Consider the following 17887-nt stretch of genomic DNA (forward strand, 5'->3'; position numbering starts at 1 on the left):
TCCAAGTCGCCAGGCTCACCACCACAGTGAACCCGACAGCGCCAGTCACGGCGCTACGCGCCATGCCTGGCGCACCATGAAAAAGCCGCGCAGTGCGCGGCTTTGGAGTTGGTGGGCCCACACGGACTCGAACCGTGGACCAAAGGATTATGAGTCCTCTGCTCTAACCAACTGAGCTATGGGCCCTCAGAGGCGGGCGGATTATACCGGTGCCTTCGCGGTAGCGCCAACCGAATGGCCTGGAGTGAGGCAGTTTTGTACGAAGGCGTCAGCTTGGATGGGCAGCTAATAGCAAAAAATAGAGATATCTGCCGGCAACGGCAAGCCTGAGGACACAAGCAGTCAGATGAACGCAATTAAGCAGTGAGCCGAACAGGTTCGCTAATCGGCTCACCGGTTAGCAAATTCATGAATGCCCCAGGCTCTGGCTGCAGCGCAGCTAGTCGCACTTCAGCCGGCAAGCTGAACCGAGTGCTTAACCGCTGCCTATATCCGTGCGTACCCCGCAAACAAAAAGCCGCGCATTGGCGGCTTTTCCTTTATACCCATAACCGCTGAATTAGGTTCCCGCTCAGCTGTTCTGCTGCGCTACATAGTCCCGGAACGCCTGCAGCGGCAGCGGTTTACTGAACAGGTAACCTTGGAACTGCATGCAGCCGTTGCTGAGCAAGAACTGCTGCTGCGCTTCGTTCTCGACGCCTTCGGCGATCACGGTCATGCCCAGGCTTTGCCCCAAGCCGATAACCGTACGCACGATGGTTTCGCTGCTGCTGTCGGTGAGTACGTCGCAGATAAATGAGCGGTCTATTTTCAGGGTGTCGAGGGGCAGGCGTTTGAGGTGGCTGAGGGAGGAAAATCCGGTGCCGAAGTCGTCCAGCGAGAAGCGCACGCCACGTTCGACCAGGGCGCTCATTTTGTGCTGCAGGTCTTCAAGGTCTTGCACGATCAGAGTCTCGGTTATTTCCAGATCAAGCCGCCGAGCATCAATGCTGTGCTCGTCGAGCAGCGCGAGGGTGTCCGCGACAAAGCTGGCCTGACGAAACTGTTTTTGGCTGATATTGACCGCGAGGCCGATGCCTGCGAATAACGGCTCGTCGCTCCAGCAGCGCAGTTGCCTAACGGCTTGCTCAAGCACCCACTGACCAATCGGGATAATCATCCCGGTTTGCTCGGCATGGCCAATAAACTCGGCTGGGGCTACGAGCCCACGCTGCGGGTGCTGCCAGCGGATCAACACTTCGGCACCGATTACCTGGCCGGTACGGTTGAGCTGAGGCTGGTAATGCAGCACGAATTGCTGCTCACGCAGCGCCACGCGCAAATCGCGGTCAAGTATTGAGCGCTCGACGGCATCGCTCTGCAGAATATGTAGCAGCACAAACAACATCAGCATGGCCACGATGCTCTGCACCCAAGAGCCGATCACGCGCACCTCATCCGGCAGGTTGTAAGCGCTTGATGGGGCCCAGGATGATGAGGCCAGCGCGGTGAATAGCCCGAGACACAGCAACGCAACGCCGTAGCGCAACCACATGGGCTCATCCCTGAACGCCATCAGCGCGGCCACCGCAATGGGCAGCAGGTACAGATGCGTGGCCCGTGGCGCCGCCGTGGTGTTGGGATCCAGCAACAGGGTCATGCCGACAATCACCAGGATGATGACGCCAAACAGCAGCAGGTTGGCCAGGCGCACTTGATTGCGCAGGGTCAGGATAAATACACCCAGCCCACAAAGGATCAGCAGCAGGTCCATCAAGACGATGCCCCAGCCCCCCTGCAGGGTGAAAAAGACGCCCCATAAACTGCCGACAAGCACCAGCACCAGACTGGCGAGCATGCGCATACGCCGCTCACGGCGCTGACCGATCAAGAGCAGATCAGGCGAATACCAGAGTTTGGCGACCTGTTTGGCAAAGGACGAAAGAATGGTCATGAAGAATCCCTGATTGACCTATTGATTCGTGAACCGCGCCTTGGCGTACTGAGTTTTCAGCGCGGCGCAGGGGGTTACCGAGTGAGTGTAGTCGCCGCTGTGGGCGCCCTGCACGGCTGCAGGCCCAGCTTAGAACTCGCTGAGGCGAACGCTAGGCATTGCGCGGCCGACCAACTGGTTTCGGCCCTGTGCCTTACCGCGATAAAGCCGCTGGTCGGCACAGTGGTAAAGCTGCTCGGCAGTTTGGCCGTCGCTGGGCCATTCGGCCATGCCAAAGGTCACTGTCAGCACGATCTGCTTGTCGCCGTAAGTCAGCGGCTTACTGGCGATTTGTTCGCGCAGCATTTCCACTAAGGGTTCGGCCGCACTGTGTCCGGTATTGCGCAGCAATAAGCCAAATTCCTCACCGCCCAGGCGGCCTAGGGTGTCGGTGTTGCGTAGGCGCTGGCTGAGGCTGTTGCAGATATGCTGCAGGGCCTGGTCGCCGGCAGCGTGACCGTATTGATCGTTGACCCGCTTGAAGTGGTCAACATCCAGGATCACCAGCACTAACTTGGCCTGGCTGCGCTGGGCCTCTCGTACGCTCTGCTCCAGGCTCTGCTGAAAACTGCCCCGATTAGCCACCCCGGTCAGAGCGTCGGTACGCGCCATCCGTTGCAACTGCTTATAGGCAAAGGCACGGCGAGCTTCGTAGAGGTGCACAAAGACCATGAGCAACACACCACACAACAGCGCATTGCCCAGGTCGATCAACCCCTCGGCATCTAGACGCACGGGATAGGTGTTGAGGTAGAGCAGGCAGGCGGCGAGCACAAAGGGCAGCGCCAGCATACTGCCGCGCTTACGCCCAAGCAGTAGGTACGACATGACGGGGATGATGTAGACCCAGGCAAATGCGGTCTTGGAGGCATTGGGGATAACGATGATGTACAGCATAAAACTGAAGGTCGGCAGCAGGTAAAGGTAGATCCAAGGCAACAGGTTGCGTGCCCTGACAATGCCCCATACACCCCACAACAGCGCCACGCAGAAGATCAGCTCAATGCTCGCGAACAGGTAATTGCCGGCCATAAACTGCAACGCGCAGAACACCCCGAGGGTCAGCCCGGTGCAGGCATAGATCATCCGAATTAACGAACGACGGCCGAGATACTGCAGGTCGTCGACTGCAACGTTGTTATCACCGTCCATGTTGGCGCTCGACTTAAAGGGCATAACTTGCCACTTCATAGATGCTTGGTAACCTGCACTTTGCCTGAAAACCTAACCGATTAGCCAGGCTAGCAACAGCGCTCGCTCGCCGGGGCACAACAATCAGCGTGCTCACGCCCTACACCAGGCACTGATGCGTCAGGTATGCAGCGCGGCATCAGCCCTGCCCCACACATTCGGCGTCCACCTGCACAGCCAGCGCAGGGCTTACCCTCGCGTTAAACCGGCTCCAGCAGGCGCTTTAATGAAGTATCAAGGCCAGCCGCTCAGGCACGCGCTGCGAGCAGGGGCGGCATCGGGCAATCAAGAATATCGGCCACAGCGCGCAGCAACTCGGCCTCAGCGGCATTGATCTGGCCATCATGTTCGATGCAGCGCGCCATGGCCTTGAGCAGCTGCGGCTTCTGCAACGGCCGCAGCAGGCTTAAACGCCGCAGTGCACGTTCTAGCGCCGACAAACCACTGGCATCGGCCGCTAGCAGTTGGCCAACACTGAACGGCAGTTCGCTGTCCGCCTGGTTGAAGGCGCATTGCGCGGCCGCCTCATCCACGCCACCCGCACGGGCCAGCAGTGACAACACCACGCGCACTTCAGTGGCCAACTCCGGCAGCGCGTAGCGGCTGGCTTGTGCGCGAACACCTTCGACATTGCGCTCGACAATGCGCAGCAAGGTCCACTCCAGTAGAGCAACCCGGCCATCGGCGCGAATCAGCAGCGCCAGGTTGGCTTTCAGTGCGGCGAACTGATCGACAGCCAATTGCTTGAGCGCCGGCATGGCCAAGTCCAACAGGGGCAAACGCATACCCGCGGGTAACTGACGCAGCGGCGCGCGCACGCATTCAAGCTGCGTCGCCACTTCGGCGCTGATACGCGGCTGCAGCAGCGCCAACTGCTGCGCCGATTGCGCCTCAGCCGGGTCAAGCAACAGACCGTAGAGCAGCGCCTCGGCGCCATTGCAGCTGTGCGCCGCCGCACTCAAGACCTCATCCAGCTGTGCCAGTGAGCGACGCGCAACGACAAGGTGCGGCGCCTGCGGATCACCAATGGCACCAATCGCCTCACTCGCCGAGGCCGGGCTTAACCCCGGCACAAAGGCACTCGCACCAGACACACGGGCGGGTGAATCACTGCCCTCTGCGGCCGGCACTGCAGCGCTGAGCGCAGGCACCTGCGGGTAACGGCCATCCCAGCCGGGAGTAATCCGGCGGATGCGCTGATCCAGCGGTGGATGGGTGGCCAGCATGCCTTCCAATGCCTGGCTGATGCCGACGGCAAAGTACATATGGCTGAACTCGGCAGCATGCCCGGCTTGTAGTTGCGAGCCGTAGAGGTTGCCGCCGATTTTCTTCAAAGCCCCGGCGATGCTCTCCGGACTGCGGGTGTACTGCACCGCCGAAGCATCGGCGAGAAATTCGCGCTGGCGGCTCACCGCCGCTTTGATCAAGTTGCCGAAAAAAGTCCCGGCATAGCCCAACACCCACAGCGTGACACCGATGGCGAGCACCACCGCCACCGAATTATCGCGACTGGAGCGACGACCGCGACCGCTGCTGCGCAGCAGAAAACCACCGATCAAACCCAGCAGCAGAATGCCATGCAGCACCGACACCAAGCGGGTATTGAGGCGCATATCGCCGTGGAAGATATGGCTGAATTCATGGGCAATTACGCCCTGTAATTCATCGCGGCTGAGCTGGCAGATCGCCCCTCGGGTTATCCCAATCACCGCATCCTGCGGCGTCAGGCCGGCGGCAAACGCGTTGATCCCGGCATCATCGAGCACATACACCGGCGGCACCGCGGTGCCCGAGGCCAGGGCCATTTCCTCGACCACATTGAGCAGCCGGCGCTCTTCAAGGTTCTGTGGCGACAGGTTGATCAACCGCCCACCGAGACGCTCGGCAATCGCCTGCCCGCCACGGCTCAGTTGCAGCTGCTTGTACAGGCTGCCCAGCAACACCACACCGACAACCGCCAGCGCTACGCCGCCTACCAATGGCCAACTGGGCAGTAGGCTACCCGGGCCATCAAACAGGCCCTGGGAGCTCTGATGATTGCCAAATAGCTGCCAGATTGCCCCCAGCGCCAGGCTGGTCAGGGTAATCAGGCTCAGAACCGCCAGCACCATCAACATCAATAAACGCCCGCTGTGACGCCGGGCGCGATCCTGCTGCTCGAAGAAATTCATCCCAGTGCGCCCTTAGTTCAGAACGACACCTTTGGCGCGTCTTGAATCGCGGCGCTGTCGGCGAACTCCAGCAGGCTGGCGTCTTGCGCGTGACCGAAACTGGCGGCCAGTAACACCGGCGGGAATGACTGTTTATAGCTGTTGTAGGCCATCACCGCGTCGTTGAAGGCCTGGCGAGCGAAGGCCACCTTGTTCTCGGTGCTGCTCAACTCTTCACTGAGCTGCTGCATATTCGCCGACGCCTTGAGGTCCGGGTAGGCCTCAAGCGTCACATTAAGGCGGCCCAGCGCACTATTCAGCAGACCTTCTGCGCCGCTCAGTTGTGCCATGCCCTGAGCATTGCCCGGCTGCGCTGCGGCGGCCTTGAGCCCGGTTACCGCGTTATTGCGCGCGGCAATCACCGCTTCCAGGGTTTCCCGCTCATGGGCCATATAGCCCTTGGCGGTTTCTACTAGGTTAGGGATCAAGTCATAGCGGCGCTTGAGCTGCACCTCGATCTGCGCAAAGGCATTCTGAAAGCGGTTACGCAGCTTCACTAATTGGTTGTAGATACCAATCACGAAAAAAATCAGCGCGGCGGCAACCGTCAGGAAAATCAGCGTGGCAGTGGACATGGGGCAATCCTTATCGCATGCGAGGGAGCTGTCGATGGTAGCGGAAAAGCGCTGCAGCGAATGCTCACCGGCGCAAAACTGCAGGCCCTAAAGCGCCTGTAGGCAACTCCACGCGTCCTGACGTTTGGCTTATGCGGTGTCATCCAGATACCGCATGGTGGAAAAAGCTCTTGGAAAAATAGACCGACCGGTCTATATATTTAACCTATGAAAAAGACCTCGACCCGCGACAAGCTGATTCACGCCATGGCCGACGCTCTGCAACGCAAGGGGCTGCATGGTGTGGGCCTGAGCGAGCTACTGGAAATTGCCGGCGCGCCCAAGGGCAGCCTCTATCACCACTTCCCTGGCGGTAAAAGCGAGCTGGCGGTGGCGGCTATCGACCATATCAGCCGGCATATCGACAGCCTGTTCACCCAGCTTTTTACCCAGCAGCCGGACCCGCTCAAGGCGCTGCACAACTGGTTGCAAGGCGCACTGCAGCAGCTGGAGAACAGCCAGTTCGAGCGCGGTTGCCCGCTGGCCACCATCGCCCTGGAAAGCGGCCCGGAAGATCTGGAGATTCGCGCCGCCCTGCAGCGCAGTTTTACCGCCGTGCGCCAAGCGTTGAGTGCGCAACTGCATGCCTACGGCTACCCCAGCGAACAGGCGGATAACCTCGCCGCTCTGTTTGTCGCGCTGTATGAAGGCGGGCTGCTGCAAGCCCGCGTGGCCGGTAGTAGCGAACCGCTTAAGCGCGCCGCCACTGCCCTGTTCAACCTGACCCGCGAACAGTTTCCGGGAGGAGTCCGCCCATGAGCCTCGATACCCCAACCATTCTTAGCGAAACCGTGGCGCTGCCTGCCCTCGACGGTTATCCGCTCACCGCCACGCTGTATCACGCGCCGGAGCCTGTGGCGCAGCTAGTGATTGCCGGCGCCACCGGCGTCCCCCAGGGCTTCTACCGACGCTTTGCCGAGTACGCCGCGCAGCGCGGTTACAGCACCCTGACTCTGGACTACCGCGGCATCGGCCAATCGAAACCGGCCAGCCTGCGCGGCTTTGCCATGGATTATCTGGACTGGGCGCACCTCGACCTGGCGGCCGCCGTCGATCAGCATCGCCACCCGCAGCGACCGCTGTATATGGTCGGCCACTCCTTTGGCGGGCATGCCTTCGGCCTGCTGCCGAACCATGATCAAGTGCAGGGTTTCTACACTTTCGGCACCGGGGCCGGTTGGCATGGCTGGATGCCCAAAGCCGAGCAGCTACGCGTGCTGACCATGTGGCGGCTGATCGGCCCGCTACTGACCCGCTACAAGGGCTACCTGGCCTGGAGCAAGCTGGGTATGGGCGAAGATTTGCCGCTGGGCGTGTACAAGCAGTGGAAGCGCTGGTGCGGCTACCCGCGCTACTTCTTTGAAGACCCACAGATGCCAGATCTCGCCGAACGTTTCGCTCAGATCAGCACGCCGATCACTGCCGCCAACGCCCTGGACGACCTGTGGGCCCCGCCCGCCTCGCGCGACGCCTTTATGGCGGCTTACAGCGCCGCGCCCTACCAAGCCCGCACCATCGACTCAGCCGCCAGCATCGGTCCTCTCGGCCATATGGGCTACTTCCGCCCGGCGGCGCAGTCGTTGTGGGATGAAACGCTGAACTGGTTTGCCGAATTACAGGCGCAGCGCCAGGTGGCCTGAACAACCCAGAGCAAAGGAGGTTTCGCTGATGAGCATGATCCCCGCAGGCTTTACCCCGCTGTTTCGCAGCAGCCCCTTTCTTGATTTGCTCGGGCCGATCTATAACCAGCGCACCGACTCGGGCCTGGTGATTGGTCTACGCGCCGAGGAGAAACACTGCAATGCCCGAGGCCTGGTGCATGGTGGCGTACTCAGCAGCCTGGCCGATGTGGCCCTGGGCTATAAAAGCGCCTTCGCCCAGGAGCCGCCCACGCCAATAGTCACCAGCAGCCTGAGCATCGACTTCGCCGGTACCGCCAAGCTCGGCGACTGGATAAGCATCGAAACCGATGTACAAAAGGTCGGCAAAAGCCTGGCGTTTGCCAATTGCTACTTTGCAGTTGAGTCAGTACGCATCGCCCGCGCCAGCGCGGTATTTAGCGTGATCACACGCTAGCGTGCGGCAGATCAAGAAGGGTTATACGGCTTGGCGAACGCCATAAAAAATTGCCTGGAGCAGTTTTTAACATCGCGCAGCGATGGCCCGGAGGGTGGCTGCCCTGGATGGCAGGCCACAAAAACGTCGGGAGCGTTTTTGCGCGCAAGCACCGGAGGGGTGAAGCGCATGGGTGCGCTGAGCACAAAAAAGAAAACCCCGCTATTGCGGGGCTTTTGCAGACTGTTTGCTGACATCCTTGATCTGCTTGCCGTCCTGGCAGCTATCCCACGTATCCCTTTTATTCAATGCGCTTCCTGCGCGACGTCCTGATTTGTAGGTTAGCCATCGGCCAGCGCCGGGCATAGTGGCGATCCGCAGCACGCGCTGTAAGCCAAAGCTTACGCGCGTGCATCCCAGTAAAACCGAGCATCCGCTCGGCTTTATTTTGTGACGCAGGTCTTGTTAGACTCGGGTTTGTCTTACAAAAACAACAGACCCCGTCAACGGCGGTCACTGGGGCCACCTATGCGCTCACTGCTTTTTGCCATCGGCTGCCTGGCAGCCAGCATCAGCCCGCTTGCATCCGCCAATGGGCAAACCCAACTTTCCGATCCCAAAGCCGCCGAGCAACTGTTCTGGAATCCACTTTATGCTCAGGGCGGTACATCGTTGTATTGCGGCAAAGCCTTTAGCGGGGAAAGCGGCCAGTTCAAAGCCAGCCCGGTTTACAGCAGCAAGCAGCTGAAAAGCGCCCTGCGCTGCGTCACCAACCGCCAGTGCGCGATCATGAACCCGCGCTACGTCTATATGGCGTCTGACCTGCACAACCTCTACCCGGCCCTGACCCGCGTCGAGTTGGTGCGACGTAACGCGCAATTCGGCGATCTGGACGACAGCGTTCCAAGCAAATTCGACGACATCGGCTGCGACATGAAAACCAGCTTCCAACTGGTAGAGCCACGAGACGAAGCCAAAGGCAACGTTGCACGGGCGATCTTCTATATGCACGTCGAGTACGGCCTGCCCATCGTCGGCCAAGTGCAGGTGTTCAAGCAGTGGCACCAGATGGACCCACCGGACGCCGACGAAATAGCGCGTAACGACAAGATTGCCAACCTGCAGGGCACACGCAATCGCTTTATCGACAACCCCGAACTGGTCGAGCAGCAGATCAACAACTGATCCGCTGCCTCTCGGGGCGCAGCAATTAAGCCGTACACCCAGGCACAAAAAAACCGGCGCACAGGCCGGTTTTTTTGTGCTGCCGAAACGCTTAGAACTGCGCCGCGTCGAGTAGATACAACGACTCGCTACCGGCTTTAACCGAGGCCGTCAGCGAGTGAATACGCGGCAGCAGGCGAGCGAAGTAGAAACGCGCGGTGCCCAGCTTGCTGACGTAGAACTCGTCCTGATCCTGCTTGGCCAGCGCAGTGCGGGCCATCAGTGCCCACATGTAGGCGTAGGCGGTGTAACCGAACACCTGCAGGTACTCCACCGAGGCGGCGCCGACTTCATTCGGGTTGGCCTTGGCACGTTCCAGCAGGTCGGCGGTCATCAGTTCCAGGTTGGCGATGGCCTCTTTCAGCGGGTTAACGAACTCAGCCAAGCTGCTGTCAGCCGAGTCGGTAAAGGCTTTGATCTCTTCGGCGAAGTGCTTGTAGAACGCCCCGCCGCTACCGACCACTTTACGACCGACCAGGTCGAGCGCCTGGATGCCGTTGGTGCCTTCGTAGATCTGGGTGATGCGGCAGTCACGAATCAACTGCTCCTGGCCCCACTCACGGATAAAGCCGTGGCCGCCGAAGATCTGCTGGCCATGTACGGTGGTTTCCAGCGCCATGTCAGTAAGGAAGGCCTTGGCCACTGGGGTCAACAGAGCAACCAGTTCTTCCGCGCGCTTGCGGGTGGCGGCGTCTTCGCTGAACTTGGCGGTGTCGAGTTGCATGGCCACGTAGCTGGAAAAGGCACGACCGCCTTCGTTCAGCGCTTTCATGGTCAACAGCATGCGGCGCACGTCGGGGTGCACGATGATCGGGTCGGCGGCTTTGTCTTTCGCCACTGGGCCGGTCGGCGCGCGGCTCTGGATGCGATCGCGCGCGTACTCAACGGCGTTCTGGTAGCTGCGCTCACCCAGGGACAGGCCTTGAATGCCCACGCCCAGGCGCTCGTAGTTCATCATGGTGAACATAGCCGCCAGGCCTTTGTTCGGTGCATCGACGATCCAGCCGGTGGCGCCGTCGAAGTTCATCACGCAAGTGGCCGAGGCTTTGATGCCCATCTTGTGTTCGATGGAGCCGCATGACAGCGCATTGTGCTCGCCCAGCGAACCGTCGTCATTGACCATCACCTTCGGCACCAGGAACAGCGAGATGCCTTTCGGCCCGGCCGGAGCGTCCGGCAGCTTGGCCAGTACCAGGTGGATGATGTTCTCGGTCAGGTCGTGCTCGCCGCCGGTGATAAAGATCTTGGTGCCGGAAATCTTGAAGCTGCCGTCAGCCTGAGGCTCTGCCTTGGTGCGGATGATGCCCAGGTCAGTACCGGCATGCGGCTCGGTCAGGCACATGGAGCCTGCCCACTGGCCGGAATACATATTCGGCAGGTATTTTTCCTTCAGCTCTTCGCTGGCGTGAGCGTTGATCGACAGGCAGGCGCCGGCCGTCAGCATCGGGTACAGGCCGAACGACAGGTTGGCCGAGTTGACCATTTCCTCGACCTGGGCCGAGATTGCCTTGGGCATGCCCATGCCGCCGAATAGCGGGTCACCACCGACGCCGACCCAGCCGCCTTCAGCGTAGGTCTGGTAGGCCTCGGGGAAGCCAGCCGGGGTTTTCACCGCGCCATCGGCCCAGGAGCAACCTTCTTCGTCGCCACTGCGATTGAGCGGGGCGATAGTACCGGCAGTGACCTTACCTGCCTCTTCGAGAATGGCTGCGGCGGTGTCTTCATCCACCACTTCCGCCAGGGCCGGCAACTGGGCCCACAGCTTGGAAACTTCAAACACTTCATTGAGCACGAAGCGCATATCACGCAGGGGGGCTTTGTAGTCAGCCATGGGGCAAATCCTCGGACGAACCAGCAGGTATAAAGATGTGCTGGGAGTCTAACCGAACAACTTTTTAGACACATAGCGTCGCGTAATGACCAATAAGTCAACCCGTATTTAACCCGCCCCACACAGCAAAAACCCGCCAAATGGCGGGCTTTTACCAGTACGTACCGTCTGTCAGAGCGCGAAGTGCTCAGCCGGCAAGCGCATCAGGCATTCACTGCCCGCCTCGGCACCGGCCAGGTGCATGGCCGTACGCGGCAACAGGCGCTTGAAGTAGAACTCGCACGTGGCCAGCTTGGCTTGGTAGAACGCCGCATCGCTCGCGCCTGCCGCCAACTGCTGCTCGGCCACCTCAGCCATGCGCAGCCAGAAGTACCCTAGGATGACGTAGCCGGAGTACATCAAGTAATCCATCGACGCCGCACCGACCTCGTCCGGGTTCTTCATCGCAGCCATACCGATCTTCTGGGTCAGCGCGCCCCACTGCTGGTTGAGTGTCGCCAGTTGCGCGACATAGCCCTTGAGCTGTGGATGCTCGGCTTGGGCCTCGCAGAATTTATGCACGACCTTGGTAAACCCGCGCAGCAACTTGCCCTGGCTGCCGAGCACCTTGCGCCCGAGTAGGTCGAGAGCCTGAATACCGTTAGTGCCTTCGTAGATCAGGGCAATGCGGCAGTCGCGTACCAACTGCTCCATGCCCCATTCGCGGATAAAACCATGGCCGCCGAATACCTGCATACCATGGTTGGTCACCTCCAGACCCGTCTCGGTCATAAAGGCTTTGCAGATCGGAGTGAGGAACGCCAAGAGGTTTTCCGCCTCTTCACGTTGCTCGGCACTGGCGCCGCTGTGCGCTTGGTCGATCAACTGCGCGGTGAAATAGGCCAGCGCACGATTGCCTTCGTTCAGCGCCTTCATGGTCAACAACATACGCCGCACATCAGGGTGCACGATGATCGGGTCGGCGGCTTTATCCGGGGCTTTCGGCCCGGTCAGCGCACGCATCTGCAGGCGCTCCGTGGCGTACTTGATCGCGCCCTGGAAGCTGGTCTCACCGAGACACAGACCCTGCATGCCGGTGCCCAGGCGCGCGTGGTTCATCATGGTGAACATGCAGTTAAGACCCTTGTTGGCCTCGCCGATCAGGTAACCGGTGGCGCCATCGAAGTTCATCACGCAGGTGGCCGAGGCCTTGATGCCCATCTTGTGCTCGATTGAGCCGCAACTAACGCCATTGCGCGCGCCCGCCTCGCCCTGCGCATCCGGTAGAAATTTGGGCACGATAAACAGCGAAATACCACGCGTGCCAGCCGGCGCATCGGGCAGCTTGGCCAGCACCAGGTGCACGATGTTCTCGCTCATGTCGTGCTCGCCAGCGGAGATAAAGATCTTGCTGCCGCTGACCGCATAGCTGCCATCGGCCTGGGGCAAGGCACGGGTTTTGATCAGGCCCAGGTCGGTACCGCAATGGGCTTCAGTCAGGCACATGGTGCCGGTCCAGCGACCTTCGGTGAGTTTGCTCAGGTAGGTCTGCTTCTGTGCTTCGCTGCCGTGGGCATGAATCGCCGACATCGCGCCGTGGGTCAGGCCAGGATACATGCCCCAGGACAAGTTACTGGAGCCGACCATCTCGCTGATGATTAACCCCAGTGAAGACGGCAAGCCTTGGCCACCGTAAACCGGGTCAGCGGAAAGACCATTCCAGCCGCCCTCAACGTACTGGGCGAAGGCTTCCTTGAAGCCCTTGGGCGTGGTCACTACACCCTCGTTGATCTGGCATTCCTCTTCATCGCCCGAGCGATTCAATGGGGCCAGCACCTGCTCACAGAACTTAGCGCCCTCGGAAAGGATCGCACTGACCATGTCCGGGGTGGCATCGCTGGCACCCATCGCGGCATAGCTCGCGTGAAAATCGAAAACTTCGTCGATCAAAAACTGCATATCGCGCTGGGGGGCTTTGTACTCAGGCATGCTGGCTTCTCCGTCAGCTAGGGCGTTGATTTAGCACCTACGCTACGGCCCCCGCCGGACAGCAACAATCACCGTGCGAATGCTGAATACACTGTCATTAGCTGAAGGCCTTAGGCGCGCGCACTGTCGTTTTTGAGCGCGCCGCGGCGCAGGTCAAAACTGCGGACGCAATTACGCCCGGCGCTCTTGGCGCTGTACAACGCCTGGTCGGCGGCCTTTAACACCTCTTCAGGGTTGCGCCGCTCCAGGCCTCGCTCAGCCACCCCCATGCTGGCGGTTACCGACACATGACTCGCCGCACTGCCGCCGCGACGTGCCCGCCCCTGCTTGTCGTCTTGCGGGCGCGTGTGTGGGTCGCGCAGCTGGATGCGATAGGCTGCGATGGCCTGACGTACCACCTCAAGATGGGGCAGGCACTCCTCAAGCGTCTTGCCAGGAAATACCAGGGTGAACTCCTCGCCGCCGTAGCGGTAAGCCTTACCACCACCGCCGATCTTGCTCAGCTGGCGGGCGACCAAGCGCAGCACCTGATCGCCGACATCGTGGCCGTGGGTGTCGTTGAACTTCTTGAAGTGGTCAACATCAGCCATCGCGATCACATAACTGCGACCCAGTCGCTGCAGGCGTTCATTCAGGGCGCGGCGGCCCGGCAGACCCGTGAGCTCATCGCGAAAAGCCATCTGATAGGCCTCATGCGCGACAGCCGCTATAAGCATCAGCATGATCAGGCTGCTCATCACATTCAGCGCATTAGGCAAAATGAAGATATTCGGCAGCACCCACAACACACCGCACAGCCCTAGCAACTGCGCCGCATGCAATGGCCGTGGCGCCCGCAGGTACTGCACCAGCAGCGCAATCAGCCCTAACAAAAATGCCGGATAGGCCAACTGCACCAGCGCCAACCACTCCACCTGCAACGCCGGCCAACGCACCCGCGACAACCAATGCAGCAATGCCTCAGGAAAACGCTGCGCCATGCCCACCGCCACCGCACCCACGGCGAACAGGACCGCTGCCCGGGCGATCAGGTCCTGCAGCAGATGAGTACGCTCTTGCCAGGCGGCATAGAGCCCGTAGAGCAGCGGCAACAACAGGCTACAGAGGTGGAAGATCAGCGCCGCGTCGCTGCGCACCTGCCCCATTTCACGGAAGTGATCGACCTGGGTATCGAGCAGGAAGTAACCCAGATAAAGCGTCAACAGCAGGAACACTTCTCGCTGGCGACCGTACGCCAAACAGAACGCGCCACCGAGCAACAGCAGCAAGGTCGGCAGCACATTGAACAGTGATGTGAGGAACTCATTCAGGCCGGCCAATCGCGCTAACAGAAAACCACCGAGCAGAAGCAGCAACGAAGGCAGAAAATGGCCGAAACGCACAGCAGAAAAACGCGACAAAACGGGCACCATGTAGCGGCGAAAAGTAGTTAACGCCGCGTATTTTGCCTGTAGCACGCACATTGCGCATCCAGAACCGCTGTTAAATCCACCGGCTAGTGCGTGCGTTCTTAACCGGCCAACGGTTCATGGCGAGCGATCGCGAATGAGCGGCCATAAAAAAACCGCCACCCAAAGGGCAGCGGTTTTCTTGACCAGATACGGACTGAGGCTTAGTAGCCCAGCGCGAAGTCTTCTTCGGCCATGTCCATCAGGTTGTTGGCGCCAGACAGCATCGCCTCTACGTGCGTACGGGTACGCGGCAGAATACGCGCGAAGTAGAAGTTGGCGGTCTGCAGCTTGGCTTTGTAGAACGCCTCATCTTCAGCACCAGCTGCAATCTTCTCAGCCGCCAGACGCGCCATGTCAGCCCAGAAGTACGCCAGGCAGGCATAACCGGAGTACATCAGGTAATCCACCGAAGCGGCACCGACTTCTTCACGGTCTTTCATGGCGGCCATGCCCACTTTCATGGTGATGTCGCCCCACTCTTTGTTCAGCTTGGCCAACGGCTCAACCAGGCCTTTGATGGCGTCGTTAGCTTCGTTGGTCTGGCAGAACTTGTGCACGATCTTGGTGAAGTTCTTCAGCGCGCCGCCCTGGGTCATCAGAATCTTACGACCTAGCAGGTCGAGGGCCTGAATACCGGTAGTGCCTTCGTACATCATGGAGATACGGCAATCGCGAACGTTCTGCTCCATGCCCCACTCAGCGATAAAGCCGTGGCCACCGTAGATCTGCATGCCGTGGTTAGCGGCTTCGAAGCCCACTTCGGTCATAAACGCTTTGGCGATCGGCGTGAGGAAGGCCAGCAGTTCGTCTGCAGCTTTCTTCTCAGCTTCGTCTTTGCTGTATTTGACGATATCAACCTGCTTGGCGGTGAAGTACACCATCGCGCGGTTGCCTTCGGCAAAGGCCTTCATGGTCAGCAACATACGACGCACGTCCGGGTGGACGATGATCGGGTCAGCAGCCTTGTCCGGCGCTTTCGGGCCAGTCAACGAACGCATCTGCAGACGCTCACGAGCGTACTTAAGGCCGCCCTGGAAACCCAGCTCAGCATGGGCCAGACCCTGCAGAGCGGTACCCAGACGTGCAGTGTTCATAAAGGTGAACATGCAGTTCAGGCCTTTGTTGGCTGGACCGATCAGGTAACCGGTGGCGCCATCAAAGTTCATTACGCAGGTGGCGTTACCGTGGATGCCCATTTTGTGCTCGATCGAGCCGCAGGTGACGGTGTTGCGCTCACCGACATTGCCTTCAGTGCTGACCGTGAACTTCGGCACGATAAACAGGGAAATGCCTTTGGTGCCTTGTGGTGCGTCGGGCAGACGCGCCAGTACGATGTGGACGATGTTATCGGCCATGTCGTGTTCACCAGCGGAGATAAAGATCTTGGTGCCTGAGATCTTGTAGGTGCCGTCAGCTTGAGGCTCGGCCTTGGTGCGCAGCATGCCAAGGTCGGTACCGCAATGTGGCTCGGTCAGGCACATGGTGCCAGTCCACTCACCGGATACCAGCTTGGTCAGGTAGGTGTGCTTCTGATCATCGGTGCCGTGCTCAGCAATGGTGTTCATGCACCCGTGCGACAGGCCTGGGTACATGCCCCACGACCAGTTAGCGGTACCGACCATTTCGCTCAGCACCAGACCCAGCGACTCCGGCAGGCCTTGGCCGCCATGGTCAGCATCGTGCGCCAGGCTCGGCCAGCCGCCTTCAACATACTGCTGATAGGCTTCTTTAAAGCCGGTAGGGGTTTTCACGCCTTCCGGGGACCAGGTGCAACCTTCGGTGTCACCTACACGGTTCAGCGGAGACAGTACTTGCTCACAGAACTTGGCGCCTTCCTCAAGGATGGCGTCGACCATGTCTGGAGTAGCGTCCTGGCAGCCAGGCAGGCTCTGATAATGCGCTTCGTAGCCGAGCAGTTCGTCGCGTACGAAACGGATATCACGCAAGGGGGCCTTGTAATCAGGCATAGCGGTTGACCTCTGCGGTGGATTCTTAATGTGTAGGTGACCGGATATTCGGTCGTTTTCGGGAGCAATCCCGGTGCCTGGCTGCCGCATTGGCAAACAGGCTAATCAAACAAGCGTTTGAAACATACGTTTATGCCTATTTAATGTCAAGCACCCCAAGCGCCACTTAAGTCATCAGGTCGACAAGTGGAGTTGGCTCCTGCAAACCACTCAGCTGCGCGTACAGACCAAGATTAGGTGGCGGCGACCGGTTCTGCTGGGTAGGCGCAACAGACGGGTCATCGCCGGCGGATTCTTCTTCACCCTCTCGCCGCCGCTCGACACGCGCCTCCGTACCGGCCTGCACTTCACTGCGCTGCAGTTGCGCCAGCTGAACCCGCGCCTCGGCCATCTGCCCCAAGGCTTGCGCCGCCACCTGGCGGTCTTGCGCCGAGGGTTCGGCGGGCGCCAACGCGGCGCGGATCACCACATCCATTTTGCTGAGTGTGGCTTCAGGGTCATTCGCCACGGGGCTGGTATCGATACCCACTTCGCCGCCCACTGCATAACGTTTGCCATCCGGGCCACGCGTGTAGGTATAGGTTGGCGCCCCCGCATATTGTCCGCCGACTGCCGCATGGGCTTGCTCATGGCTGCGCACCTCCTGATCACGGCTGACCAGCTCAGCAATTTCGAGCTGTTGACGTTGCTGCTGCTCGGGGCTTGGCTCGCCTTGAGTGCGCGCGGAGGTATCGGCGTTGGTAGAGGTGTCAGCGGGGTTATCGGCTTCTTCACGCGCAGAGGCCGATTGCTCATCGGCTAACGCCTGAGGAGCAGTGACGGGGGCTTGAGTGGCGCGGGTAATGTCAGGGGAAACATCGGGGGAAACGCTCGCCACAAGAAGACGAGCCAGCAGAGGATTGGCTACAGCCGCAGGATAAGACGATGCGCCGCCAATCTGCATGCAATGATTCCTTGCCCGGAGTTGCCTACCCCTTTAACCGCCTTGAGTGCGTCCGGGGCGGCGACTCAGGCCGTGGTATCAATCAGGGTACCGAGCACCTCATCAGCAGTTTTCACCACCTTGGCACCCGCTTGCGCCTCATTCTGGCCTTGGCGCAAGGCGACCAGACTTTCCGCCAAATCGGGACGAGTCTGCTCGGCCGAGCTGGGCGCAGGATTGACCTGATTAGCCGGCGGCGTGGAATTCGGCTGCTGCGGCTGGGTGAGCGCGTTGCTGGCGATGTCCGCCGCGGCCTGATCGACCCGGCGCTGCCCGGATTGAATGGTGCTGATACCCGAGTTGAAGGCGCTGCCTGAGATTTCCATGCTTAAGCTCCCGCTTTAACCAACCACTAATGAAATAGATTTAAGCAGAAAGTGCTCGAAAAACGTACAGACAAAAGGCTATGGCAATTCGCCTGC

The 17887-nt window shown here is 60.0% G+C and carries 14 protein-coding genes and 1 tRNA gene; 4 read left to right on the forward strand and 11 right to left on the reverse strand.

The window, feature by feature from the left end:
- Positions 1–109: 109 nt before the first annotated feature.
- The 5 genes from N1078_RS15905 to N1078_RS15925 form a co-directional block, all read right to left on the reverse strand.
- A tRNA-Ile gene (locus N1078_RS15905) sits at positions 110–186 on the reverse strand.
- Positions 187–571: 385 nt separating this feature from the next.
- A complete protein-coding gene (locus tag N1078_RS15910; protein ID WP_274089133.1) occupies positions 572–1933 on the reverse strand; it encodes a putative bifunctional diguanylate cyclase/phosphodiesterase in 1362 nt (453 codons plus the stop codon).
- Positions 1934–2062: 129 nt separating this feature from the next.
- Positions 2063–3163 (reverse strand): GGDEF domain-containing protein, encoded by a 1101-nt coding sequence (locus tag N1078_RS15915; protein WP_337993328.1) that lies wholly within the window; start codon positions 3161–3163, stop codon positions 2063–2065.
- Positions 3164–3411: 248 nt separating this feature from the next.
- A complete protein-coding gene (locus tag N1078_RS15920) occupies positions 3412–5334 on the reverse strand; it encodes a M48 family metallopeptidase (protein WP_274089134.1) in 1923 nt (640 codons plus the stop codon).
- A gap of 17 nt (positions 5335–5351) precedes the next feature.
- The gene (locus N1078_RS15925) at positions 5352–5948 is read right to left on the reverse strand and encodes a LemA family protein (protein ID WP_274089135.1); all 597 of its coding nucleotides are present in this window, start codon (positions 5946–5948) and stop codon (positions 5352–5354) included.
- A gap of 207 nt (positions 5949–6155) precedes the next feature.
- On the opposite strand from N1078_RS15925, the gene N1078_RS15930 reads away from it, so the two are divergent.
- From N1078_RS15930 to N1078_RS15945, 4 genes are all read left to right on the forward strand, one after another.
- Positions 6156–6746 (forward strand): TetR/AcrR family transcriptional regulator, encoded by a 591-nt coding sequence (locus N1078_RS15930; protein ID WP_274089136.1) that lies wholly within the window; start codon positions 6156–6158, stop codon positions 6744–6746.
- Positions 6743–7627 (forward strand): alpha/beta hydrolase family protein, encoded by an 885-nt coding sequence (locus N1078_RS15935; protein WP_274089137.1) that lies wholly within the window; start codon positions 6743–6745, stop codon positions 7625–7627. Before N1078_RS15930 ends, N1078_RS15935 begins: the two co-directional genes overlap by 4 nt.
- Positions 7628–7655: 28 nt before the next feature.
- Positions 7656–8063, forward strand: coding sequence for a PaaI family thioesterase (locus N1078_RS15940; RefSeq protein ID WP_274089138.1), 408 nt, complete (start codon positions 7656–7658; stop codon positions 8061–8063).
- 507 nt (positions 8064–8570) lie between these two features.
- Positions 8571–9227 (forward strand): endonuclease I family protein, encoded by a 657-nt coding sequence (locus N1078_RS15945; protein ID WP_274089139.1) that lies wholly within the window; start codon positions 8571–8573, stop codon positions 9225–9227.
- Between the two features lie 91 nt (positions 9228–9318).
- On the opposite strand, the gene N1078_RS15950 is transcribed toward N1078_RS15945, so the two are convergent.
- The 6 genes from N1078_RS15950 to N1078_RS15975 all read right to left on the reverse strand — a co-directional run bounded on the left by N1078_RS15950 (position 9319) and on the right by N1078_RS15975 (position 17791).
- Entirely contained in the window at positions 9319–11097 is a 1779-nt protein-coding gene (locus tag N1078_RS15950; protein ID WP_274089140.1) for an acyl-CoA dehydrogenase C-terminal domain-containing protein, read from the reverse strand.
- A gap of 171 nt (positions 11098–11268) precedes the next feature.
- The gene (locus N1078_RS15955) at positions 11269–13065 is read right to left on the reverse strand and encodes an acyl-CoA dehydrogenase C-terminal domain-containing protein (RefSeq protein WP_274089141.1); all 1797 of its coding nucleotides are present in this window, start codon (positions 13063–13065) and stop codon (positions 11269–11271) included.
- Between the two features lie 110 nt (positions 13066–13175).
- Entirely contained in the window at positions 13176–14465 is a 1290-nt protein-coding gene (locus N1078_RS15960; protein WP_274089142.1) for a GGDEF domain-containing protein, read from the reverse strand.
- A gap of 212 nt (positions 14466–14677) precedes the next feature.
- Complete coding sequence (locus N1078_RS15965) at positions 14678–16483, reverse strand: phenylacyl-CoA dehydrogenase (RefSeq protein WP_274089143.1); 1806 nt, start codon at positions 16481–16483, stop codon at positions 14678–14680.
- 166 nt (positions 16484–16649) lie between these two features.
- Positions 16650–17426: a putative metalloprotease CJM1_0395 family protein gene (locus N1078_RS15970; RefSeq protein ID WP_274089144.1), complete on the reverse strand. Its 777-nt coding sequence runs from the start codon at positions 17424–17426 to the stop codon at positions 16650–16652.
- A 65-nt stretch (positions 17427–17491) separates the two neighbouring features.
- Positions 17492–17791 carry a hypothetical protein gene (locus tag N1078_RS15975; protein WP_274089145.1) on the reverse strand — a complete coding sequence of 100 codons (300 nt, stop codon included), beginning with the start codon at positions 17789–17791 and terminating at the stop codon, positions 17492–17494.
- Positions 17792–17887: the final 96 nt, after the last annotated feature.

The sequence above is a fragment of the Pseudomonas sp. MIL19 genome (assembly GCF_028680365.1).
Taxonomy (GTDB): Bacteria; Pseudomonadota; Gammaproteobacteria; order Pseudomonadales; family Pseudomonadaceae; genus Aquipseudomonas; species Aquipseudomonas spirodelae.

Bases quoted from the DNA above. Each gene is read 5' to 3' on its own strand.
- N1078_RS15940 (WP_274089138.1), top strand. From the start codon at position 7,656: ATGAGCATGATCCCCGCAGGCTTTACCCCGCTGTTTCGCAGCAGCCCC.
- N1078_RS15935 (WP_274089137.1), top strand. From the start codon at position 6,743: ATGAGCCTCGATACCCCAACCATTCTTAGCGAAACCGTGGCGCTGCCT.
- N1078_RS15925 (WP_274089135.1), bottom strand. From the start codon at position 5,948: ATGTCCACTGCCACGCTGATTTTCCTGACGGTTGCCGCCGCGCTGATT.
- N1078_RS15930 (WP_274089136.1), top strand. From the start codon at position 6,156: ATGAAAAAGACCTCGACCCGCGACAAGCTGATTCACGCCATGGCCGAC.
- N1078_RS15965 (WP_274089143.1), bottom strand. From the start codon at position 16,483: ATGCCTGATTACAAGGCCCCCTTGCGTGATATCCGTTTCGTACGCGAC.
- N1078_RS15950 (WP_274089140.1), bottom strand. From the start codon at position 11,097: ATGGCTGACTACAAAGCCCCCCTGCGTGATATGCGCTTCGTGCTCAAT.
- N1078_RS15945 (WP_274089139.1), top strand. From the start codon at position 8,571: ATGCGCTCACTGCTTTTTGCCATCGGCTGCCTGGCAGCCAGCATCAGC.
- N1078_RS15970 (WP_274089144.1), bottom strand. From the start codon at position 17,426: ATGCAGATTGGCGGCGCATCGTCTTATCCTGCGGCTGTAGCCAATCCT.
- N1078_RS15915 (WP_337993328.1), bottom strand. From the start codon at position 3,163: ATGAAGTGGCAAGTTATGCCCTTTAAGTCGAGCGCCAACATGGACGGT.
- N1078_RS15910 (WP_274089133.1), bottom strand. From the start codon at position 1,933: ATGACCATTCTTTCGTCCTTTGCCAAACAGGTCGCCAAACTCTGGTAT.
- N1078_RS15975 (WP_274089145.1), bottom strand. From the start codon at position 17,791: ATGGAAATCTCAGGCAGCGCCTTCAACTCGGGTATCAGCACCATTCAA.
- N1078_RS15955 (WP_274089141.1), bottom strand. From the start codon at position 13,065: ATGCCTGAGTACAAAGCCCCCCAGCGCGATATGCAGTTTTTGATCGAC.
- N1078_RS15920 (WP_274089134.1), bottom strand. From the start codon at position 5,334: ATGAATTTCTTCGAGCAGCAGGATCGCGCCCGGCGTCACAGCGGGCGT.